Source organism: Ginsengibacter hankyongi (genome assembly GCF_008710285.1).
GTDB classification, from domain to species: Bacteria; Bacteroidota; Bacteroidia; order Chitinophagales; family Chitinophagaceae; genus Ginsengibacter; species Ginsengibacter hankyongi.
In genome coordinates this window covers 1-22,196 of the sequence record NZ_VYQF01000005.1, presented here as the reverse complement: position 1 = coordinate 22,196, position 22,196 = coordinate 1, and the positions used below count along the sequence as shown (strand labels likewise).

Annotated in this window: 22 protein-coding genes; 10 read left to right on the top strand and 12 right to left on the bottom strand. The window is 36.9% G+C overall.

Annotation, left to right across the window (positions count from 1 at the left end):
- The first annotated feature begins 6 nt into the window (after nt 1-6).
- From FW778_RS23190 to FW778_RS15960, 3 genes are all read left to right on the top strand, one after another.
- Nucleotides 7-669 carry a glycoside hydrolase family 88 protein gene (locus FW778_RS23190; protein ID WP_202552296.1) on the top strand — a complete coding sequence of 221 codons (663 nt, stop codon included), beginning with the start codon at nt 7-9 and terminating at the stop codon, nt 667-669.
- A gap of 174 nt (nt 670-843) precedes the next feature.
- Entirely contained in the window at nt 844-2,019 is a 1,176-nt protein-coding gene (gene uxuA, locus FW778_RS15965) for a mannonate dehydratase (RefSeq protein ID WP_150415822.1), read from the top strand.
- A 45-nt stretch (nt 2,020-2,064) separates the two neighbouring features.
- Nucleotides 2,065-3,912, top strand: coding sequence for a glycoside hydrolase family 2 protein (locus FW778_RS15960; protein ID WP_150415821.1), 1,848 nt, complete (start codon nt 2,065-2,067; stop codon nt 3,910-3,912).
- 10 nt (nt 3,913-3,922) lie between these two features.
- Here FW778_RS15960 and FW778_RS15955 read toward each other — a convergent pair whose 3' ends face one another.
- The 6 genes from FW778_RS15955 to fucP form a co-directional block, all read right to left on the bottom strand.
- Complete coding sequence (locus tag FW778_RS15955; protein WP_150415820.1) at nt 3,923-4,705, bottom strand: L-fucose dehydrogenase; 783 nt, start codon at nt 4,703-4,705, stop codon at nt 3,923-3,925.
- 2 nt (nt 4,706-4,707) lie between these two features.
- Nucleotides 4,708-5,538 (bottom strand): amidohydrolase family protein, encoded by an 831-nt coding sequence (locus FW778_RS15950; protein WP_150415819.1) that lies wholly within the window; start codon nt 5,536-5,538, stop codon nt 4,708-4,710.
- The gene (locus tag FW778_RS15945) at nt 5,525-6,382 is read right to left on the bottom strand and encodes a fumarylacetoacetate hydrolase family protein (protein WP_150415818.1); all 858 of its coding nucleotides are present in this window, start codon (nt 6,380-6,382) and stop codon (nt 5,525-5,527) included. Before FW778_RS15945 ends, FW778_RS15950 begins: the two co-directional genes overlap by 14 nt.
- Nucleotides 6,383-6,408: 26 nt before the next feature.
- Entirely contained in the window at nt 6,409-7,173 is a 765-nt protein-coding gene (locus FW778_RS15940; protein ID WP_150415817.1) for an SDR family NAD(P)-dependent oxidoreductase, read from the bottom strand.
- A gap of 87 nt (nt 7,174-7,260) precedes the next feature.
- Entirely contained in the window at nt 7,261-7,599 is a 339-nt protein-coding gene (locus tag FW778_RS15935) for an L-rhamnose mutarotase (RefSeq protein WP_150415816.1), read from the bottom strand.
- Complete coding sequence (gene fucP, locus FW778_RS15930; protein ID WP_150415815.1) at nt 7,596-8,801, bottom strand: L-fucose:H+ symporter permease; 1,206 nt, start codon at nt 8,799-8,801, stop codon at nt 7,596-7,598. Before fucP ends, FW778_RS15935 begins: the two co-directional genes overlap by 4 nt.
- A gap of 442 nt (nt 8,802-9,243) precedes the next feature.
- Here fucP and FW778_RS15925 point away from each other — a divergent pair, with 442 nt between their 5' ends.
- Together FW778_RS15925 and FW778_RS15920 are read left to right on the top strand one after the other, a co-directional pair.
- Entirely contained in the window at nt 9,244-10,089 is an 846-nt protein-coding gene (locus FW778_RS15925) for an AraC family transcriptional regulator (protein ID WP_235906299.1), read from the top strand.
- Nucleotides 10,090-10,728: 639 nt separating this feature from the next.
- A complete protein-coding gene (locus tag FW778_RS15920) occupies nt 10,729-11,100 on the top strand; it encodes a DUF5655 domain-containing protein (RefSeq protein ID WP_150415813.1) in 372 nt (123 codons plus the stop codon).
- A 12-nt stretch (nt 11,101-11,112) separates the two neighbouring features.
- Here FW778_RS15920 and FW778_RS15915 read toward each other — a convergent pair whose 3' ends face one another.
- The 3 genes from FW778_RS15915 to FW778_RS15905 form a co-directional block, all read right to left on the bottom strand.
- A complete protein-coding gene (locus tag FW778_RS15915; RefSeq protein WP_150415812.1) occupies nt 11,113-11,913 on the bottom strand; it encodes a hypothetical protein in 801 nt (266 codons plus the stop codon).
- 76 nt (nt 11,914-11,989) lie between these two features.
- Nucleotides 11,990-12,919 carry an NADP-dependent oxidoreductase gene (locus FW778_RS15910; RefSeq protein WP_150415811.1) on the bottom strand — a complete coding sequence of 310 codons (930 nt, stop codon included), beginning with the start codon at nt 12,917-12,919 and terminating at the stop codon, nt 11,990-11,992.
- A gap of 430 nt (nt 12,920-13,349) precedes the next feature.
- On the bottom strand, nt 13,350-14,522 hold the full coding sequence (locus tag FW778_RS15905; protein WP_150415810.1) for an aminotransferase class V-fold PLP-dependent enzyme: 1,173 nt from the start codon (nt 14,520-14,522) through the stop codon (nt 13,350-13,352).
- 167 nt (nt 14,523-14,689) lie between these two features.
- Between FW778_RS15905 and FW778_RS15900 the strand changes: the two genes are divergently transcribed.
- Nucleotides 14,690-15,406 (top strand): DUF4397 domain-containing protein, encoded by a 717-nt coding sequence (locus tag FW778_RS15900; RefSeq protein ID WP_150415809.1) that lies wholly within the window; start codon nt 14,690-14,692, stop codon nt 15,404-15,406.
- 137 nt (nt 15,407-15,543) lie between these two features.
- Here the strand turns inward: FW778_RS15900 and FW778_RS15895 are convergent, their stop codons facing one another.
- The gene (locus FW778_RS15895) at nt 15,544-16,536 is read right to left on the bottom strand and encodes a glycoside hydrolase family 43 protein (RefSeq protein ID WP_150415808.1); all 993 of its coding nucleotides are present in this window, start codon (nt 16,534-16,536) and stop codon (nt 15,544-15,546) included.
- Between the two features lie 428 nt (nt 16,537-16,964).
- Between FW778_RS15895 and FW778_RS15890 the strand changes: the two genes are divergently transcribed.
- Complete coding sequence (locus FW778_RS15890) at nt 16,965-17,939, top strand: hypothetical protein (RefSeq protein ID WP_150415807.1); 975 nt, start codon at nt 16,965-16,967, stop codon at nt 17,937-17,939.
- Between the two features lie 99 nt (nt 17,940-18,038).
- Here the strand turns inward: FW778_RS15890 and FW778_RS15885 are convergent, their stop codons facing one another.
- Nucleotides 18,039-18,905 carry a ThuA domain-containing protein gene (locus FW778_RS15885; protein ID WP_150415806.1) on the bottom strand — a complete coding sequence of 289 codons (867 nt, stop codon included), beginning with the start codon at nt 18,903-18,905 and terminating at the stop codon, nt 18,039-18,041.
- Nucleotides 18,906-19,054: 149 nt separating this feature from the next.
- Between FW778_RS15885 and FW778_RS15880 the strand changes: the two genes are divergently transcribed.
- Both FW778_RS15880 and FW778_RS15875 read left to right on the top strand, forming a co-directional pair.
- Nucleotides 19,055-20,161, top strand: coding sequence for a glycoside hydrolase family 18 protein (locus FW778_RS15880; RefSeq protein ID WP_150415805.1), 1,107 nt, complete (start codon nt 19,055-19,057; stop codon nt 20,159-20,161).
- 39 nt (nt 20,162-20,200) lie between these two features.
- Nucleotides 20,201-21,160, top strand: a complete 960-nt coding sequence (locus FW778_RS15875; protein WP_150415804.1) for a hypothetical protein — start codon at nt 20,201-20,203, stop codon at nt 21,158-21,160.
- 129 nt (nt 21,161-21,289) lie between these two features.
- Here the strand turns inward: FW778_RS15875 and FW778_RS23595 are convergent, their stop codons facing one another.
- Entirely contained in the window at nt 21,290-21,412 is a 123-nt protein-coding gene (locus FW778_RS23595; RefSeq protein ID WP_262714417.1) for a hypothetical protein, read from the bottom strand.
- Nucleotides 21,413-21,445: 33 nt separating this feature from the next.
- Here FW778_RS23595 and FW778_RS15870 point away from each other — a divergent pair.
- The coding region (locus FW778_RS15870) for a glycoside hydrolase family 3 protein (protein WP_317132381.1) at nt 21,446-22,196 on the top strand (751 nt) is incomplete at its 3' end.

Sequence of the window (22,196 nt, the reverse complement as noted above, 5' to 3'; positions counted from 1 at the left end):
GATAATATGATGAACCTGGAATTATTGATGTGGGCAACCAACGTAACCGGCGATTCGTCTTTTTACCACATAGCGGTGAGCCATGCAAACACTACTATGAAAAATCACTACCGCCAGAATTACAGTTCTTACCACGTAGTTGTATATAATCCTCAAACAGGTGTTGTAATAAAGAAACAAACGGCACAGGGCGCATTTGACGAGTCTGCGTGGGCAAGGGGAAAATCGTGGAGTCTTTACGGTTATACGATGATGTATCGTTATACGAAAGACAAAAAACATTTAGACCAGGCACAACACATTGCTTCATTTATTTTAAATAATCCTAACCTGCCTTCAGACAAAATACCCTATTGGGATTATAACGCACCCGGCATTCCAAATGCTCAACGGGATGCATCTGCAGGAGCGATTATGGCTTCAGCATTAATTGAGCTTTCTCGCTATAGTAATGATAGCTTGTCAAAAAAATACCTCGGTACCGCATCAACCATTTTGCATACTCTTTCTTCTAATGAATATAAAGCCGCTATTGGTACAAACGGTGGTTTTCTTTTGATGCACAGCGTTGCAAATATGAATAAAAATGCAGAGGTGGACGCACCGTTACCTTATGCCGATTATTATTATGTGGAAGCCATGTGTCGTTATAAAAAATTATTGAAATAGAAATAAAAGAGAAGCATGCTTTTTAAATTATTATCAGGATCGACACGCAGTTTTCGGATAGAGAAAAACTAATATTGTAATCAAAATTTAAAGCACCAAATGAAGTATTGAATTTAAATTTGTTTAGAGCTAATAACCAACATACATTTAAGAGTGGAGTTTAAATTATAAAACATGAAATATAAAATGAAACAGACCTGGCGCTGGTTTGGACCTTCGGACCCCGTAAGCTTGCAGGATGTAAAGCAAACTGGTGCTGAAGGTGTTGTTACTGCGCTGCATCATATTCCTCATGGTGAAATATGGACAGTGGATGAAATCAACAAACGAAAAGCAGAAATAGAAAAGGTGGGACTTACCTGGTCTGTGGTGGAAAGTATAACGGTGCATGAGAATATAAAAACCAGGACCGGGGCCTATAAAGAATATATTGAAAAATATAAAACATCCATACGTAACGTAGCCGCCTGCGGTATCCCCATTATCACTTATAACTTTATGCCGGTTAACGACTGGACGCGTACTTCATTAAATTATAAAATGAGTGACGGATCGCTGGCACTGTATTTCAACTGGATTGATCTTGCTGTTTTTGACATCTATATTTTAAAAAGAAAAAATGCAGACAGTTCTTACTCAACAGATATTTTACAAAAAGCTGAAGAGCGATTTAAAAATTATTCTGAAAAAGACCTCGAAGCTTTAGGCGGAGTTGTTATGTTCGGCATACCTGGCGAAAAAAAGATATCAACAAATGATATGCTGCAAAAACTGGAATTGTATAAAGATATTGATGCAAATACCTTACGGGAAAACCTTTGCTACTTTCAAAAAGAGATAAGTGAAGTAGCGGAAGATTGCGGTGTAAAATTAGCCATACATCCTGATGATCCGCCATTTCCAATCCTGGGTTTACCAAGAATTGTAAGCACGCAAAATGATTATGAATATTTTTTAAATAAGGTTGATAATTCTGCCAATGGAGTTTGCTTCTGCACCGGCTCTTTAGGAGCTTCAAAAAATAATGACCTAACGGGCATGGTTAAGTCCTTTGGAGAAAAAATTCATTTTATTCATTTACGCAATGTAAAAAAAGATGAAGAAGGAAATTTTTATGAAGCCGACCACCTCAGTGGCGACAACGATATGTATAGCATTGTAAAAGAATTATTGCGGTTGCAACAAAAAATGAAAATTTCGATTCCGTTTCGCCCTGACCATGGCCACCAGATGCTGGATGATTTGAATAAAACAACCAACCCCGGTTATTCTGCAATAGGAAGATTAAGAGGTCTTGCTGAAATAAGAGGGCTTGAAATGGGAATAATTGAATCATTGCAGAGTTACTAAAAAAGTAAAACCCATTATACATTTTCCCATTCTTATAAAACATTTATGAAGAATTCATTTCTTATTTGCCTTGCAGCTTTAATAGTAAGTCATTCATTTGCCCAAAAAAATACATGGAAAATTGTTCCGGGGAGAATTACTACACCGTGGGCTGACAGCGTTGATCCATCAAATGTGCTAAATGAATATCCGCGCCCCCAACTGCAGCGTAAAGATTGGATAAACTTAAATGGTTTGTGGCAATATTCAATTTTGCCGAATTCAGACGAACAGGTTCCTGCTAATTTCCAGGGAAATATTTTCGTTCCGTTTGCTATTGAATCATCTTTATCAGGAGTTGGAAAAAGCGTAGGAAAAGATAGTATCCTCTGGTATCAAAGAACAATTGACGTGCCCGTAAAAAGAAAAGGTAAAAGAATATTGCTTCACTTCGGAGCGATAGATTGGCGAAGCGATGTATTTATAAATGGAAAAAAAGTGGGCAGGCATGAAGGAGGCTATGATCCTTTTACATTTGACATTACAGGCTTTCTAAATAAAGGTTCTAAACAACAACTATCCATTCGCGTGTGGGACCCCACTGATGACGGGCCACAGCCACGAGGCAAGCAGGTCGTACATCCTGAAGGAATCTGGTACACTTCGGTTACAGGCATTTGGCAAACCGTGTGGATGGAAATAGTTCCGCAAACTTATATTGCGTTTACCCGGCAAACACCCGATGTAGATAAACAAACAATAACAGTGAGCGCTTCGGTTGATAATCTTCAACCGGGTGATGAAATTAATATTTCAGCATGGAAAGGAAATGAAAAAGTAGCAGAAAAAACAAGCACGGATACTGCTGAAACTTTATCAATAAACAATCCTGAAACATGGTCTCCTTCTCAACCTTTTCTATACGACCTCAAACTAACGGTCACGCGTAAAGGCAAAATAATTGATGAAGTAAAAAGCTATTTTGCCATGAGAAAGATCTCCGTAGCACCTGAAAACGGCATTCAAAAAATGATGTTGAATAATAAATTTCTATTTGAGTTTGGACCTCTCGACCAGGGATGGTGGCCCGACGGATTGTATACTGCACCGACGGATAACGCTCTTAAGTTTGATATTGAAACATTAAAAGAAATGGGTTTTAATATGATTCGTAAACACATAAAAGTAGAGCCGGCACGCTGGTACTATTACTGTGATAAATTGGGCATGCTGGTATGGCAGGATATGCCAAGCGGAGACCTGGGCAATCACTGGGAGCCACGCCCCGGCGTATTGGGAAGGCAAACTGACAAAGAGCGTTCACCGGAAAGTGAAGGTTATTACCGCAAAGAATGGAACGCAATAATGGATGCGTTATACAACTTTCCCTCCATTGTTGTATGGACTCCATTCAATGAGGCATGGGGACAGTTTAAAACAATTGATATAGCAAATAAAACGAAGCAAAAAGATCCCTCAAGATTAGTAAATAGCGCAAGCGGTGGTAATTACTATGATGTTGGAGACATTGTAGATCTTCATAATTACCCTGATCCGGCTATGCCAAGGCCTGAAATTTTTGGCGCAAAAAAAGCGCTTGTATTGGGTGAATTTGGCGGACTGGGTTTACCTGTTGCCGAGCATACATGGCAACAAAAAAACTGGGGCTATCAAAGTTTTAAAAGTAATGACAGTTTATTTATGAGATATAATTCTTTAATAGACCACTTGCAGGAATTAGTTCGCAAAGGCCTGTCGGCAGCGGTTTACACACAAACCACCGATGTGGAAGGCGAAGTTAACGGCTTCATGACTTACGATAGGAAAGTAATTAAGATGCCTTTAGATAAGTTGAGAGAAGCAAATGAAAAATTATATAACAGCGCTTCTGATTCATCTCTTAAAAAAAAATAATTAAATTATTTCACGATAAAGCCCTGTCTAAGTGAACATAACCCCCATCCACGTGAATCAACTGACCGGTTGTATGGCTTGATTTTTCAGATAAAAGAAATGCTGTCATATTAGCTATTTCTTCCGGGGTAGTCATACGCTTACCAAGCGGTATCCTCGATTCTATCTCTTTTATTTTCTCAGCAGGATTTGGCACCGTTTTTATCCATTTTTCATACAGGGGCGTCCAGCATTCAGCTACTATGATAGCGTTTACCCTTATACCATATTGCAATAATTCCACAGCCCACTCTCTCGTTAATGCATTACGGCCACCGTTAGACGCAGCATATGCAGAAGTATTTCCCTGGCCTGTTTCTGCTGTTTTAGAAGTTATATTAACTATGGAGCCTTTTTGCTTTTTTAATTCTGGCAATGCAAAATGTGCCATTAAATAATAGTGAATTAAATTCCGGTGAAGGCTTGCCATGAAGCTTCTGTAATCGCCTTTCTCGAGCCCTACTCCATCATTTTGTCCAGCATTGTTTACGAGCCCATCAATTCGCCCATATTTCTTTATCACTTCATTTATTGCTTTTTCATTTTCATCAGGATTGGTTAATTCAGCCACCACCTGGAATATTTCTGTTTCATCAGAAGCCAACTCATTGCATAATTTCAGGTTATCATTTTCATTTCGTCCAACGATTACCGTTATAGCGCCTTCTGCGGCTAATACTCTTACTATGCCTTCACCGATTCCTTTGGCACCGCCGGTAACAATAATCACTTTATTTTTTAATTGCAGGTCCATATTTATAAGTTATAAAATTTAATTGCGTTATCTCCGAAAAATTTATCCTGTTCATTTACTGTAAAAGATAAAAAATATTTCTTCATAATATTCACTACTGTATTGTAATCTGCGCCACCAAGGCACACCGGCCAATCTGAACCAAACATGATCCGGTCGATACCAAATGATTCAACCACCACGTCAAAGTATGGAATAAAATCCTCTTCCTTCCAATGCTTCATATCAGCCTCGGTTAAAAAGCCAGAAATTTTACAGGATACATTTTCATATTCTGCTACTTGCTGAATATCTTTTTTCCATCCATCAATTTCTTTACGTTTTATATAGGGTTTAGCAAGATGATCAATTACAAATTTTTGATTGGGAAATTTCGCAACGAATTCTTTTGTAAACTTTACCTGGTCGGCATATATAAGGATATCATAAGTATAATCATACTCGCCTAATGCCTCGATTCCTCTCAGGAATTCTGTTTTTAACATTAAATCCCTGTGCGCTTCTCCCTGTAAAATATGGCGAAATCCTTTTATTTTTTCAAACTCCTTGTAATACGAAAGCTTTTGCCCTACGTTCTTTGCCTGGAAATCTACCCAGCCAACAATTCCCTTTATAAATTTATTATTCTTGGCATTCTCCAGTTGAAAAACATTTTCAATTTCAGCCTGTTCAGATTGTACCGTTACACATCCATCAAAACCGTTTTGCTCTAGAAGTGGCGCAAATTGATCAGGAAGAAAATCTTTCCGCAGTAAGGCCATTTCATCTGGTATCCAAGTGTCCCGTATGGGATCGAATTTCCAAAAATGCTGGTGCGAATCAATCTTTGGCATAGGCCTTTACATTTTGTTTTGAAGTACCTAAACCGTCAATGCCCAACTCCATAACATCGCCCGCCTTTAAATAAACCTGCGGGTTCATCCCCAAACCAACTCCCGCAGGTGTGCCAGTTGAAATAACATCGCCGGGAAGAAGCGTCATAAACTGGCTTACGTACGAAACAAGAAACGGAATTTTGAAAATAAAATCGGCGGTGTTACCATCCTGCATTTTTTTACCATTAACGGTTAGCCATAAACGCAGATTATCCGTATCATTAATTTCATCCTTTGTTGCCATAAAAGGCCCGAGCGGCGCAAAGGTGTCGCAGCTTTTTCCTTTCACCCACTGACCATTTCTTTCCAACTGAAAAGACCGTTCACTTAAATCGTTATGCAAGCAATATCCTGCAACATAATCTAAAGCATCCGTTTCATCTACATAAGATGCCTTCTTTCCTATTACAACAGCCAGCTCAACTTCCCAATCTGTTTTCGCAGAGTTTTTGGGAATAATCACATCATCATAAGGTCCGCACAAAGCGGTTGTTGATTTAAAAAATATAATGGGCTCTGAAGGGATAGACGCTTTCGTTTCTTTGGCATGATCAGCATAATTTAATCCAATACAAATTATTTTAGAAGGCCTTGCAACAGGGCTTCCCAGGCGTACATCTTTTGAAATTTCCGGCAGTTGGTCTTTATTGGAATCAATAAATTTTTGCAATTGATTCAATCCGTCCGTTTCAAAAAAATGCTCATTATAGTCCTGTCCGAAAATGGAAGTATCGTAATATGCATCATCGATAATAACACCGGTCTTTTCATTATTGGCTTCGCCAAATCGTATCAGTTTCATCTTTTATCTTTTTTAAAAATTAAATTTTAATTATTCAACTTGATAAAACCACCATCAATCGGGTAATCGCATCCTGTAATGAATGAGGCTTCATCAGAACATAAAAATAAAATAAGGCTGGCAATTTCCGCAGGTTTTGCCATTCTGCCTATCGGCTGACTTTTTGATAATTTTTCAAACATTTCACCTTCTTTTCCCGGGTAATTTTTTTTAATAAAATCATCTACAAAAGGAGTATGAACCCTTGCAGGAGAAACGCAGTTACAACGAATTCCTTCATGAAGATAATCTCTCGCCACTGATAAGGTCATCGCATACACGGCGCCCTTACTCATAGAATAAGCAAACCGATCCTGCAATCCAACGCTATTTGCTATAGACGCAAGATTGAGTATAATGCCCTTTTTATTTTTTTTCATTATTGAAACAGCAGCCTGCAGGCAATTATAAACGCCTTTCACATTCACATTATATATTCTTTCAAAATCAGCTGGCGTTGTATTTTCCACGTTTCCAACATGAGAAACCCCTGCGCTGTTTACTAAAATATCAACATTGCCAATTTCATTAAAAACTTCCTGTACTTTTTCCTGTACCGTAACATCACATGCATGCATAAACGCTTTATCGCCTGCATCATTAATTTCCTGCAAAGTTATTTCGCCGCCTTTTTCATTAAGGTCTATAACGTGCACCAGGGCACCCTGCCTTGCAAACAATAATGCAACCGCCTTGCCAATTCCGCTTCCACCGCCCGTAACTACCGCAATCTTATTATTTAACTGAAACATTTTTTTTGCAAATTTATTTATATTAATCAGAGAGATAGCTTATAACAAATAAAATATTCTATTGTAAAACTGTAATCACACTGTTTTTCAGCATTCATTCAGGTCAAATATTTTATCCATGAGCTTCCATTTTTCACCTGCCGCGCTTCCCGGTAAGGCTTGCTGGTATTTCCACATCAACTCTTCCCATTCCTGCACTTTTGCATTTGCATTATCCGCCTGCTGTTTCTTTTCAAAACTAAAATCATCAGTGACCTCCATAATCATAAACAGCCGCGTATCGTAACGATAGATTTGCATGTGGGTAATTCCTGAATCTTTTATTGAACTTATAATGTCCGGCCATACTTCTTTATGATACTGCTCATACTGGCTGATTAATTCAGGATCATTTTTCAAATCGAGTGTTAAACAATATCGGGTCATACATGTGTTTTTATTTTATAGCCATATACAGCAAAAATGAAAACGAATACAAAGCAAATCATTGGAACTATATATGAAAAAGATGTTGAGTGTGACTGTGCCAATGAGCCCATAAGAACCGGTACCAGCGCCCCGCCAACGATTGACATTATAATATAAGATGCGCCTTTCTTGGTATAGACTCCAAGATTTTTTACTCCCAATGCAAAAATGGTTGGAAACATTATAGATTCAAAAAAGAATATAGTCATCAATGAGTATACTGATATTATTCCCGGCACCATCACCACAACAATACATAAACAAATATTGATAAGGGCATACAATGCAAGCAACTTGTGGGGAGCGATAATTTTCATGAGTGCTGTGCCTGCAAACCTTCCGGCTGTAAATAAAACCAGGCTTCCTGAAAGTAAATATGAGGCACGTTCATTATCGATACCAACATTTTTTTCAGTACAATAATTTATAAATAATGCTGCTATACCCACCTGCGCAGCGACGTAAAAGAACTGGGCAACAATTGCCCATACAAAATGCGTATGCTGAAATAATTTCCTACCTACGTGTTCATCTTTATCTATTACCAGTTCCTCCTCTTTCACTTCGGGCATTGGTGTCCTGAAAAATAATAATGCTACTAATAGGACAATACCGGCAATAGCGATGTATACGTATTTCACTGTATCTAACTGAGAAGATCCATCAGCAGATTTATTACCAAAAAATAATGCACCACCAATAATTGGTCCCAGGAAAGACCCTACTCCATTGAAACTTTGCGCAAGGTTTAACCGAAATTCAGATGTTGCAGGCTCGCCAAGCACCGTGATATATGGATTAGCAGCGGTTTCCAGGAAAGTTAGTCCACTGGCCAAAACAAATAATGCTAAAAGAAAAAAAGCGAAACTTTCATTTTGCGCTGCAGGATAAAAAAGAATTGCTCCTGTGGCATACAATAACAGCCCGGTAATAATACCTTTTCTATAACCCGACTTCTGCATAAAATAACCTGCAGGCAAAGCAATTAAAAAGTAAGCGCCAAAGTACGCTGCCTGCAACAAAGTTGACCGTTGCTTGGTAATATTCAGCGTTTCCTGGAAATGCTTATTAAGCACATCTAAAAGACCATAAGCAAGCCCCCATAAAAAAAATAGTGAGGTCACTAAAATAATAGGTAATGTGTAGTTTCGATTATTCATATCAAAAAATTCGTGATGGTTATTTTAACCTGTTTATGTATAAAAGATAATTATTATTAACCGGTGTTACACAGTTATTTTATAATGGCTGATTACTAATAACAAATAACGAATGAAACCGGGATGCGATATTACCTAAAATTGTCTTTCCATTCAACTATTTTAGCATGGATGTTTAATTAGTCTTTAAATTAATTTGAAAAGAATAAAAGTATTTTAAATTAATTCTGCAAAACCGATGGACGATTTTGCTTGCACGGTTACACGAACTGACGGGTTCTTATTCTTATATAAAACTTTAGATTTATAACGGCTGGTTCCGAAAACGATTGCGGAGATTTCTTTCCCGAAAAATAAATAATAAGCTAATTTGGCATCGGTTGCCTGTTACTCTTAATATTCATGCTAATATAAGTTAATGAGACCTCAATTGCTAAAAGTTATGAAAGTACCAGGACATTCTTTTAGTGCCCGCAGGGATTTGGTTCCTCACATAAATAACCGTTGGCATTACCACGCGGAAATTGAACTGATTCATTTTAAAAAAGGGGAAGGAACACAATTTATAGGCGATAGTATTAAGAGATTTAAACCCGGCGACGTTGTTATGGTGGGCAGCAATCTTCCACATTGCTGGAAATTTGATAATATTTATTTTGAAGAAAATACAACGGCAAATGCTGATGTGAGAGTAGCACATTTTACAGAAAATTTTTGGGGAGAGAATTTCCTCAGTTTGCCGGAAAACAATAACCTTAAAGCAGTACTGGAAAAAGCTGGCAGAGGTTTACAAATTGTGGGTAAGCCCAGGCAGGTAGTCGCTGAACTTTTAGAACAATTAATTACCTCCACCGGTTCAAAAAGAATTATTCTTTTAATGGAAGCGCTCTCAAGTATTTCCGGTTGCAAACAATTATCGTCATTGTCTTCTATCGGTTTTAAGCCGGATTTTGTTGATAGCGAAAATGAACGCATCAATGCCATTTATGAATACTCATTAAAAAACTTCAAAGGAAAAATTCAACTCCAGCAAATTGCAGAAATTGCAAACATTAGTCCTAATTCATTTTGCCGGTATTTTAAGTCGCGTACACGAAAAACCTATTCACAATTTTTAATTGAACTTCGGGTAGGCCATGCCTGTAAATTGCTTATTGAAAATAACCAATGCATTAAACGTTTATGCTACGAAAGCGGGTTCAATAATTTCACTAGCTTCCATAAATATTTTAAATTAATTACCGGTAAAAGCCCGCTTACCTATCAAAAAGAATTTACCGCAAAATAAAGTAACAGGCTGACCCAACGAGTATGGTAAAATAGAATAATAAACTGCCAAATTAAAGTATAATGAACATCAGCACCGGGTTTATTTTTGTGTTTTACTTCATAAAAAAGAAAATGTTGCTGACGCAAATACCTTCAATAATATTGGATGAATTTGCCGGGGCTAAAATAAATTTCAGGTAAACCAACTTCTCATAAGCAAGCTAGTAAAGGCTGTTTAAAGGGTTCTTTTTCTAAGGAACCCTTTTTTTTGTTTAAAGAATAAGAAGAATAATTAAAATAACAAGAGATGACTTACAGTTTTTTCTGCATTAACTTTTAAGTTTCAGGCAGAATAACCAGTTATATTTTTAGTCCATCCTGTAAACATCATGACACATAACCATACACTTTATAGGATATGTTATCATCAGATTTGTTATCATTCTTTTTTTCTTCCATGATTGAAAATATTTTTGTGAAACATTTTTTTTATTCAAAAGGTATTTGTGCAAAAGCTCCAAACCTCGGGTGACTTAAATCTGAAAAATTTGGGCAGAGTAGCTGAATGCGCTAGATTTAACGACTGATGGTGCGGCTTCTACGCTTCCCTATTTTTTAGTTAAATCACAAAAAATCTCATTGAGTATCTTACTATTTTATGACGAAGCCCAAGCCGAATAAAACAATTGAAGATTTCCTGGCGGGAAAATCAGATCACACCAAATCTTTATTTCATCATTTTTTAAATGAATACAGGAAGATCGGGCTCATTTCTTTATACCCCGCAAACACAATGATTGGCATTTCCAACGATAAAAAAAGAATTGCATGGATCACCCAATTCGGTAAGAACTTTATCCATATTGTGTTCCCGTTTGCAAAAGCGTATCCTGATAATCTTTGTTTTCAAAAGATTGCAGAAGTCCCTGGGAGCGCCCATCAATTTAATCATCATTTTCGTATGCTTTATAATGAAGATATAAACGAAGAAGTGATTCGTTTTATGACTATGGCTTATAATGGCGAATAAGCCTTATCGCTATTACCACTCGCCTCTTTTTAATTTTAAGCCGATACTGTAATTCCTGTTTTTGTAAAAATGCGCTGATATGGCAATTGCCAGAATTAAAGAGGAAAGAAGTGCCGTCCACACAATACCGTTATGGTTATTCCACTGGCGCACTGCAATGGCAATGAAAGCCCAAATTCCCACTACAGCTGCCTCACGCATGTTCCTTGTTACAATAATGATGAGGTAAAGTAAACAAGCTATTACAATTGATATTATTGTCCATGTGCTTTGAGAGATGCCAATACCGGCCCACCCAATTGATGTAAGCCACGATGCAACACAGGCTATAGTTGCTACCATTATCCAGCCAAGGTAAAATGTAACCGGCCACCATACAAAAAAGATGTTACGAACCGGAACATCGTCCAGTTCAAGACGAAGATGTATGGTTAAAATAATAAGACTGATGAGCAATATAAAAATGCATATAACGGACAAGCCTAGTTGCTCATTGAGCCAGCAGTATAGCCATCCTGCATTCGCAATGTTACTTACGGTAAACCATATTCCTATGCGCTGAACGTATCGCTGCGAATCGTTTGTTTTTAATAAAACCCATTGATAAATTACAAAACTAAGTGCCAGTAAAAATATAACTCCCCAAATTATAAAAGCATAACCGGCGGGCGCAAATAATGTATCATACTTATGGCTTACATCAGCCACATTTTTATTTGAATACATGCCGCTGGTACTTGCGTAGTTTGCAAATAACATAATCACCAAAGTGATGGTATTTAATAAAACGAGCGAAAGTGACTTATTCTTCATCAAACTGTTTCACAACATAACATGTCACGAAGGGAATTTGTTCAGTCGTTAGTAGAAATAAGGAGCTACTAAAATCCTATGCAACCTGCAACACAATCTTCCCCCTGGTATGTCCTTCTTCGCTAAGCTGCTGGGCTTTGGCGGCATCTTTTAATGGCATAATTACGGCAATAACAGGTTTCACCTTTCCCGAATCAATCAGTTGTTTTATTTGTTCCAGTTTTTCAGGTATAGATTTTGCCAGGAAACTTTCTATGTGAATATTTTTTTCTTTAGCAGCTTCCTCGTTTTCCGGCTGTACTGTCGTAATAAGGCGACCGCCACTTTTAAGTACTTTCAGAGAACGCTTTTGTGTATCACCACCAATTAAATCAATTACGAGGTCTATATCTTTTAAAATGTCTTCAAATTTTTCTTTTTTGTAATCTATTACCACATCGGCACCCAGATCTTCAACAAAATCAATGTTCTTTCCCGAAGTTGTGCCTATAACATAAGCGCCTTTCCATTTAGCAAACTGAACTGCAAATGTTCCAACCCCGCCGGAAGCCGCATGTATCAAAACCTTTTGATCTTTCATTAACCTTCCATAATCAAATAATGCCTGCCACGCGGTAAGCCCTGCGAGCGGCACGGCCGCAGCCTTTTCATGGCTAATAGATTTTGGTTTTAGATTAACAAGATTAGCTTTAACCACAACATATTCCGCATAAGAACCATTTTTTGAAGGATCAGGCCTGCTATACACTTCATCGCCTTTTCTGAAATTTTTTATAGAGCCACCTACCTCTTCTATTTCTCCTGAAACATCCCAACCGGGAATTAAGGGAAACTGCACAGGGAATTTTCCCGTTGCATGCCCGGCTCTTATTTTCCAATCAATAGGATTTACACCACTTGCAAACACTTTGATCAATACCTCATCTTCAGCAGGCGTAGGTTTGGGTGCATCTTCATATTTCAAAACTTCAGGGCCACCGAATTCATGGATTTGTATAGCTTTCATGTGGGTATGTTTTTATAATAAAAACAGACTACATTAATTATGCCTGAAAAGTGAATTTCGGTTTATTGTTTTCAGCCACATAAAAAACAGATTTTCATCTTGTTGAAAATTAATTTATGCGATTCAAAATTTGCGTGTAGGCGCTTTACGATAGAGCCTTTAGGCTCATTTTATTTTAACAATCCAAATGATTAGAATAATAGATTAAATTTTGCAACAGCTTTTTTTGTCGTCTTGCCTTTTCTATACCAAAACAGAATTCCACGTTTAACAAGAATAAGGGGTAATAAATAACCAGTTTTACTCCGTAAGCATAAGCCAGTGAATCTGGAAACTGCGATATAGGCATTTTACCATGAAATGATTTTGATTATGTGCAAGAGAAATCAGAACGATTACTAGCGTACTACTATAATCGCTTTTAATTTTATTAAAGGTCAACCAGGTTAGTTGTTTTAATTATATCTTCCAGGGCATTATATAATATGTCAAGATCCTGCTGGCTATTGAAAGCCTGTATGGAATATCGCAGCAAGGTCATGTTGTTGTGCTGCATTACGGGTATTTCAATATTGTATTTGACAAACAAAAGCTGGTGCAGTTGTTCGGGCTGCTTTGTTTTTATAAGAGTACTGCACATCTGAAAAATAAAATCTCCTTTGCTATTATGAAGCGGTTCGGTTTTTAATAAATCACGAAAGCGATCAGCATTAGACATGGCAATCGCTCTGCAATTTTGAGCAACTTCTGACCAGTTGTTTTCTTTCATAAATCCAATAGCAGCAGGTACCGTTAAAAAAGCCGAGAAGTCTCTGGTTCCCTGCAGTTGATGGTAATCTAAAAATTGTGAATGCGATGGCCTGGCGCTTTTATAACCCCAACTGATCAATAAAGGATCACACAAATTTTGAAGTTCTTTTTTAACATACAAAAAGGAACTCCCCTTGGGAGTAAGCATCCATTTATGGCAAGCCCCTGTATAGAAGTCAACATTAAGTGTACCGAGGTTTATTGGCAATTGACCGGGAGCATGTGCACCATCAACAAAAGTAATAAGCCCTTTTTGCTTTGCAATTGCACAAATTTCTTCAATTGGCAGTCGCAGGCCTGTACTACTTGTGATGTGACTAAGAAATACTATCCTGGTTTTTGAAGTAAGGCCGTTCAAGAACTGTTCAATAAAATCTTCCTTTGATTGTATAGGAAATTTTATTTCCTGCCTTACATATTTTGCCCCTTTCTTTTCGCAATAATAACTCCACGTCCTGTCACATGCTCCATATTCTAAATTAGAAGTGAGCACTTCGTCACCTTCTTTAAGAGGAAAACTTTTTGCAACAATATTTACTCCGTAAGATGGGTTAGTAACATAAACCACATCGTCGGAATTACAATTTAAAAAAGCAGCCAACGCTTCTCTTGATTGTCTTAAATATTGCAACCCATTTACCGTAATAAATTGTGTTGGTTCCTGTTCCAACTCTAATTGGTACTGTTGGTATCTTTCGAAAACCGGCTTTGGGCAAGCTCCAAAAGCGCCAAAATTTAAATAAGTAATTCCTTCTTTTAATAAAAATTGTGATTTTAAATAATTGCTTTGCATACGATAAAAGTAAATCGTTTCGGTAATAATAAAACAGAGTATTTATTTATTATTTCATGGTGCGTTTAAATAATTTTTTTTAAACTTTCATTAATATTTAGTGGCATCATTATTTCATTATTTTGTAGTTCAGATTTATCTCCTTACCTATTTAAACGAATTTATTAATGAAAAAGCGATTTTCAATTCTATTACCCCTATCCGCGATTTTCTTAAGTGCCCTTTTATTTAGTGCATGTAAAAAAAACCTTGATAAAGTTTCTCACACACCTGCCTCGGGGTTAATGGCTTTCAATCTTGCCCCGGATCAAACCTCGGTTGGTTTTGCGCTTTCAGGCAATATTTTTACCAGGAGCCCCCTGGGTTTTACAAATTACACCGGAAGTTACCTAGGGGTATATACTGGTACCCGCAATGTAACAACTTATGATTTTTCCACCCAGGCGACGTTAGCTGACACAACACAGCTTTTTGCAGACAGTGCCTATTATTCAGCCTTTTTTGTAGGAACAAATGGCAAATATAAAAATGTCGTTGTGAAAGATAATTTCGATAGTCTTACATCCGCAAGCGGGCAAGCTTATGTGCGATATGTAAATGCTATTCCTGATTCAACTTTGCAACCAACCGTTACCGTTAGTTCAAACGGAAGCAATGTTTTTAACACTGCAGCGCCGTTTCCAAGCGTTTCATATTTTAAAGGTGTTACGCCGGGAGATATTTCTATTAATGTAAATGATGAATCAACCGTGAACAAGAGCCGGACCATTAGTGTTGAAAAGGGAAAGATTTATACTATATTATTAGTAGGGCAACCGGGAGCAACTGATTCGACAAAAACAGTTCAGATTAAATTTATTCAGAACGGACAGGTAACTCCATAAACTTTTTTTAATTGGTTTTTTAAGCTAAACTTCGAAGTCGATAGTGATTTCGAAGTTTTCATTTTATAGAATTAATGTCTTCCTATAATATCTCTTCTTGAAAGTCCTCCAAAGGCAATTGGCGGTCTTGCAACGATTTACTTTTTATCCAGGATAAATTTATCAACTCCTGCTTTGGTAATAACAACCGGTTTAATAAAACCTTTTGCATCAAAATACATTTTATCAATGCAAACCACTCTGGAATTTCCGTCTGTCTCACCCAAAGGTCTCCGGTGGTAAACGATATACCAGGAATCCGTACCGGGAATATTAATAACCGAATGATGACCTGCACCTGTTGCTATTGCAGGATTTTGCTGTAATATTTTACCTATTCGTTTAAAAGGCCCGAATGGAGAATCGCCTATAGCATAAGCAACGCTATAATCCGGTCCTGTCCAGCCGCCTTCCGACCACATAAAATAATATTTGCCTTTTCGTTTAAACATAACAGAACCTTCCACATATCCGTCGGGCGTTATTTCTTTAAATGTTGTTCCGTCCTTAAAAGGAATAAACCCCGTAAAATTATTATTTAACCTGGCAATGTTGCAATGTCCCCAACCGCCGTAAATAAGATAGTAACTACCGTTAGTATCTTTAAAAACAAACTGATCAATTGGCTGTGCGCCGTTATGAAACTTATCAACAAGTGGTTTGCCGAGATAGTCTTTGAAAGGCCCTTCGGGCTTATCTGCAACGGCAACGCCAATACCGCCAACTTGTTGGTCGTTCTGAATATCATTAGCCCCAAAAAAGAAATAATATTTTTTATCCTTTTCAACAATAGCCGGCGCCCACATTGCACGATGCGCCCATTTAATTTTTGATGTGTCCGTTATATCACGGTGCTTCGTCCAGTGCACGAGATCAGTAGAAGAGAACGCATCAAAAAAAACTTGTCTATCGTAAGGCGCGGAGTACGTTGGATAAATCCAGTAAGTATTATTAAATATCCTGGCTTCAGGATCTGCGTACCACCCTGGAAAGATCGGGTTGCCGGATTTTTCAGCATGAGTTTTCGATTGTGCAAAACAAGCGGGGGCAGTTAACACTGTTATGTATAAAAATATTATAACTGTTTTCATTACTGTTATTTATATGAAGACAAAAAAATTAAACAAATATATTTAATAAACTTCCTGCTTATGCTTATATAATACTGATGAAAAAAGGAACGATAAATTCTTACAATAAATGCTATTTTTTTTAATAAAAAGTAATGCGGGTTTCTAAATTTTTCTTGTTAATAGCCTTTGATTTAATAAAAATTTTAAATGATCGGCACGTTACGGTTTGATTTAACACCGAATATTTTTCGTTTTTAATCATTTAGAAATCAATGCGATATAATTTATTTTTTTAAATAAGAATTTTAGAAAAAAAAATGTGGCACGATTATGGAAATTAATAGGGTGAAAAATGAAAAAATATTTCATTATCGTTTTTAACCTATCCGAGACAGCTATAATTTAAAAATTAAAACAAACAATTCATTAAACAAAAAATCAAAATTATGAGCACTACCAATTTTCCAACGGCAACCACAGAACCACAGGAACCACGGAAAAATTTTAAAAACCTAATTATAGGAATTTTAGCCGTCGCTCTTGTAGGAACAGGCATTGCATTAGTTGTTGATAAAAATAAAAGTGGCAACACCATCCAGGAACAACAAACACAAATTGCAACTGTAACGGATCAAAAAAGTGAAGTACAAAAAAGTTTTGACGCATCGTTAGCACGTCTCGATTCAATGTCAACTGTTAATACAAGTTTGCAAAGTAAACTTGCTGATGGCAACAAAGAGATCGCTAAAACGAAATCAGAAATCCGCAGTATCTTGAATAAGAAAAATGCAACTGCCGCTGAATTAGGCAGGGCTAAAAAACTTATCGCCAGCCTGAATGATAAAATAAGCGGAATGGAACAACAGATCGCGCAATTAACCCAGGATAACCAAACGTTAACGCAGGATAAAGCAACGTTAACGCAGGAGAAAGAGCAGTTAAATCAAAACCTTACCGCAACAACAGCTACCAAAGATAGCCTCGTACAAAAAGTAGATGTTGCTTCTACATTAAACGCTTCTAATATAGATATTAAGCCAGTTGATGTAAGACACAGCGGTAAAGAAAAAGTTACTACAAAAGCAAAACGCGTAGATAAGCTATTAATATCTTTTGACGTAAGCAATCGCATTGCCGCACCAGGTATGACAGATGTTTATGTTTGCGTTATCGGTCCTGATGGCAAACCTGTTTCAACGCAGTCGTTAAATTCCGGAACATTTACAACACGTGAAGAAGGTGACAAAGCGTTTACGGCTAAATTACCAGTTGATATAGAAACGGCTAAAAAGAAAAATGTTCAGTTTTCTTTTGCACCGGGAAATTTTCAACAAGGTAATTACACTATAGAAATATATCAAAATGGATTTTTAATTGGTGAAGGAACACGTTCGTTGAGAAAGGGTGGTTTATTCAGCTAATTGATTTATCACCGGGTATTTAAGTTTACTACTTATTCCATAAAAAAAGAGCAGCCTCAACAAGGCTGCTCTTTTTTTATGGACACATACATTTTAGTTTTATTTGTTTTCCCCCAGCCATAATAATGCATTAATGATAAGCTTATCCTGTATTGGATTATTAAATGTATAAGACAGGGTTTTGTTGGTAGTATCAAATTTATGTTCGTAATCTATATCATTATGTCCCATATTAAAATAGATCATTTTATATTTTTTATTGGTCCACACAACCGGGTAATAACCGCTATGCCATATTTCATAAGGCTTGGGGCCTGTACCTAAGGGATAACTGGAGGAATCTATTGAAAGTAAAATTTTTATTGAAAGATTTTTTCGCAAGTCATGTTGCCACCTGTACCATTCATTTGGAGATGATTTAAATGTTACAGGCAAATGTTTTGTTGCAGGATGAGTACTATCTTCAACTCTTAAAATTGCTGAAACAGGCCGCCAGGTGTTGCTCACATATTGTCCGGATGCTAAGAACTCTTCATGATACCAGTCCCAGTTTTGCGGAAAATCTGAAGGCGTTAATGCGAATGCAGAAAAGTGAAACCCTATCCATCCACCACCATTTTCCATATATTTTTGAAACGCTTTTCTCTGCGGTAATGAGTCGGGCCGTGTGTCTAAAAAAATTACAACCTTATAATGCGATAGAAAACGGGTGTTTAAATTATTCCAATCGTTAGTTGAGTCATAAGAAAAATTATATTCAGCGGCAATTTTAGAAAACCAGTTATTAGCCTCGCATACAAAACTTATATGCGCCTGGTCGTTTTTTGCTGTATAAAATGCAATCACTTTAAATGCAGGCGATTTAGCTTGTGCGCTACTTTGTATCTGAAAACAAAAACTTAATATATAACTCAGAACAAAATAGATTTTTATTTTTCGTCTATTATTAAAAACAAATTGTATCATTTTAAAAAATTTGTTCCCGGTCTTAATTATAAAAATAGGCGAATTAAATAAGAGGTTTTCATTAAATGTTTTAAAAAGATATCCCAAAGCAAGCAATCTTTTATAAATTACAAAATCTTTAAAAATTCACTTAACAGAAACTATAATACATGATGCGTATAACTTCAATTCTGGCAACATTTACTTTCATTACATCTTTTTGCAATGCCCAAAATAATAAAGAACAAAACAACATTGCCGTAATTGGCTATTATGCCGGCCGAACAACTGCGATTGATAGTTTTGAGATAGAAAAACTTACGCATCTTATTTTTAGTTTCTGTCATTTAAAAGGTGATTCACTGGCAGTTGACAATGCAAGAGACAGCGCTACTATCGTTAGTATGGTAGCTTTGAAACAAAGAAATCCCCGTTTAAAAATACTGTTATCGCTCGGCGGATGGGGCGGTTGTAAAACATGCTCTGCAGTTTTCTCAACGAAAAAAGGAAGAAAGACATTTTCAAATTCTGTTAAACATTTAACTGATTATTTTGGTACCGATGGGATTGATCTTGATTGGGAATATCCTGCAATTTCCGGCTTTCCCGGCCATGCCTATGGCCCAGAAGATAAACCCAACTTCACTGCGTTAGTAAAAGAGTTAAGAAAAAAGCTGGGTAAGAAAAAAGAAATAAGTTTCGCAGCAGGCGGCTTTTCTTCTTACATTGATTCTGCGGTGGAATGGAAAAAGGTTATGCCTATGATAAACCGTATTAACCTTATGAGTTACGACCTTGTGTCTGGCTTTAGTAAGGTTTCGGGCCATCACACTCCTCTTTATTCAACAGCGCAGCAAGTAGAATCGGTGGATAATGGAGTAAAAGAACTAATTGCGGCAGGTGTTCCTCCCGCAAAAATTGCTATTGGCGCAGCTTTTTATGCAAGGCTATTCGAAGTAAGCGATACAGCAAATAATGGCTTATACCGGCCAGGGCATTTTTACCATGGCTTATCTTATAGCAGGTTCGCCGATACGATTAATATAAATAATGGCTTTATACAATATTGGGATTCTACAGCAATGGCGCCTTATGCATTTAACAAGCAGCGAAAATTATTGGCAACTTATGACGATAGCGTATCAATAAAATTGAAAACTGAATATGTTATAAAAAATAAATTAAATGGTATCATGTTCTGGCAATTGGCAGATGACAGTTTTACTAACGGGCTGCTAGACGCAATTGACAAAGCGAAAAAGCAGGAAACTAAATAACCCGGTCTTCACATGATCTACCAGATTTATAAATAATTGATGTATAAATTCAACAAATTTTATATTGAAATTTTATTAATCACTTTCTCTCTTTTAAAATATTTTGCAACGGTTGGCCAGCTTAAAGACGATTCTATCTATTCGTTTTCGATGCAAAAGGATGTAAGAATAACTATTGATGCTCCTGCAAACGCAAATGCAAAAAAAACAATTCTTATTCTTTACGCATTGCCAAACGGGAATACCACGGAGCAAACTATGGGCAAAAAAATAAAAGAAGGTGATGATTGGCATTTTGATATCCAGCACATCCGTGCTCAGACCCGATTTATAAGAACCAAATTACGCACTGCATCCATCGTGGTTGCTTATCTTGAAAACTCATATAAGAGCTGGCCGCTGTGGAAAACCAAACACCATGATTATGCTGCAATAGCAAAACAAATTGTTGATACACTATACAATTTAATCCCGTCTCCAAAAAAAGTGATATACCTGGGGAGCCATAGCGGTGGTGGCCGTTTTATTTTTAGCTACCTCGATGCGGTCACAGCAATTCCATCTTATGTGCAACGAATTATTTTTCTTGATAGCGATTATGGTTATGATTCATCTTACCTGCCTAAATTAAAGTCATGGATAAAAAATGATAAGAAACACGTCCTTAATGTTTTTGCCTACAATGATAGCGTAGCATTATATAACGGAAAAACTTTCGTTTCTGGTACAGGCGGCACCTGGTATAGAAGCCATTTAATGCTAACACAACTTTCTTCTTTTTTTAATTTTAAAAAAACAGAAGATGATAGCCTGGTTGTTTTTAAGTCGGCAAATAATCGTATACAATTTTATTTGAAAACTAACCCGGATAAAAAAATATATCACACCACGCAGGTTGAGTTGAACGGCTTTATTCATTCAGTTTTATCGGGAACAAAATATGATTCGAAGGGCTACCGGTATTTTGGCAAAAGGGCTTACAGTGATCTTATAGAATAAATCGTTTATTACTTTGATAACATAGCTTGTTATTAGGCAAAAAAACCGGCTCTCATTAAAATAATTTTATCATAAGTTTGTTACTTATACACTCACAAGAAAATAATCAGCACAACTATTCATTTGCTTTTATTTCACAATCACTACAATATTATGAACCGGAACAGCAAGTTTTTTTCTTTCAGTTTTTATCTTTTGATAATTATCATTTTCAATAGTATTACCGTTAGTGCCCAAATAAATATTTATCACAAGGGCTGGATAGATTTTAATAAAAATGGGAGGATGGATGTATTTGAAGATCCTGCACAGCCCGTTGAAAAAAGAGTTGCAGACTTGCTATCGCAAATGAATGTGGATGAAAAGACCTGCCAGATGGCAACTTTATATGGTTATAAAAGAGTATTAAAAGATAGCTTACCTACCTCCGAATGGAAAACTGAAATATGGAAAGATGGCATTGCCAATATTGACGAACAACTCAATGGCGTTATCAACGGACCTGAAAGATATTATACCAACAACCTCACTTATCCATATAGCAATCATGCGGCTGCAATCAACCAAATACAAAAATGGTTTGTGGAAGAAACGCGTTTAGGCATACCCGTTGATTTCACAAATGAAGGTGTGCATGGCCTTAACCACGACAGGGCAACACCGTTACCTGCACCAATAAGTATTGGCAGTACCTGGAACAGGGAATTGGTTTTACAGGCAGGCCAAATTGAAGGTACTGAAGCAAAAGCACTCGGCTATACAAATATATATGCACCCATTTTAGATGTATCCCGTGATCCACGCTGGGGAAGAGTTGTAGAAACTTATAGTGAAGATCCATATCTTATTTCTGAATTGGGAATACAAATGGTAAAAGGTATACAAAGTGAAGGCGTTGCATCCACGTTGAAACATTTTGCGGTATACAGCGTGCCTAAGGGAGGCCGTGATGGAAATGTGAGAACTGATCCGCATGTGGCGCCAAGGGAATTACAGGAAATGTATTTATATCCCTTTAAAAAAGTAATCGAACAGG

Bases quoted from the DNA above. Each gene is read 5' to 3' on its own strand.
- FW778_RS15945 (WP_150415818.1), bottom strand. From the start codon at position 6,382: ATGAAACTGATACGATTTGGCGAAGCCAATAATGAAAAGACCGGTGTT.
- FW778_RS15935 (WP_150415816.1), bottom strand. From the start codon at position 7,599: ATGACCCGATATTGTTTAACACTCGATTTGAAAAATGATCCTGAATTA.
- FW778_RS15890 (WP_150415807.1), top strand. From the start codon at position 16,965: ATGAGCACTACCAATTTTCCAACGGCAACCACAGAACCACAGGAACCA.
- FW778_RS15880 (WP_150415805.1), top strand. From the start codon at position 19,055: ATGATGCGTATAACTTCAATTCTGGCAACATTTACTTTCATTACATCT.
- FW778_RS15910 (WP_150415811.1), bottom strand. From the start codon at position 12,919: ATGAAAGCTATACAAATCCATGAATTCGGTGGCCCTGAAGTTTTGAAA.
- uxuA (WP_150415822.1), top strand. From the start codon at position 844: ATGAAATATAAAATGAAACAGACCTGGCGCTGGTTTGGACCTTCGGAC.
- FW778_RS23190 (WP_202552296.1), top strand. From the start codon at position 7: ATGATGAACCTGGAATTATTGATGTGGGCAACCAACGTAACCGGCGAT.
- FW778_RS15875 (WP_150415804.1), top strand. From the start codon at position 20,201: ATGTATAAATTCAACAAATTTTATATTGAAATTTTATTAATCACTTTC.
- FW778_RS15905 (WP_150415810.1), bottom strand. From the start codon at position 14,522: ATGCAAAGCAATTATTTAAAATCACAATTTTTATTAAAAGAAGGAATT.
- FW778_RS15900 (WP_150415809.1), top strand. From the start codon at position 14,690: ATGAAAAAGCGATTTTCAATTCTATTACCCCTATCCGCGATTTTCTTA.
- FW778_RS15960 (WP_150415821.1), top strand. From the start codon at position 2,065: ATGAAGAATTCATTTCTTATTTGCCTTGCAGCTTTAATAGTAAGTCAT.
- FW778_RS15915 (WP_150415812.1), bottom strand. From the start codon at position 11,913: ATGAAGAATAAGTCACTTTCGCTCGTTTTATTAAATACCATCACTTTG.
- FW778_RS15885 (WP_150415806.1), bottom strand. From the start codon at position 18,905: ATGATACAATTTGTTTTTAATAATAGACGAAAAATAAAAATCTATTTT.
- FW778_RS15925 (WP_235906299.1), top strand. From the start codon at position 9,244: ATGAAAGTACCAGGACATTCTTTTAGTGCCCGCAGGGATTTGGTTCCT.
- fucP (WP_150415815.1), bottom strand. From the start codon at position 8,801: ATGAATAATCGAAACTACACATTACCTATTATTTTAGTGACCTCACTA.
- FW778_RS15895 (WP_150415808.1), bottom strand. From the start codon at position 16,536: ATGAAAACAGTTATAATATTTTTATACATAACAGTGTTAACTGCCCCC.
- FW778_RS15940 (WP_150415817.1), bottom strand. From the start codon at position 7,173: ATGTTTCAGTTAAATAATAAGATTGCGGTAGTTACGGGCGGTGGAAGC.
- FW778_RS15955 (WP_150415820.1), bottom strand. From the start codon at position 4,705: ATGGACCTGCAATTAAAAAATAAAGTGATTATTGTTACCGGCGGTGCC.
- FW778_RS15920 (WP_150415813.1), top strand. From the start codon at position 10,729: ATGACGAAGCCCAAGCCGAATAAAACAATTGAAGATTTCCTGGCGGGA.
- FW778_RS15950 (WP_150415819.1), bottom strand. From the start codon at position 5,538: ATGCCAAAGATTGATTCGCACCAGCATTTTTGGAAATTCGATCCCATA.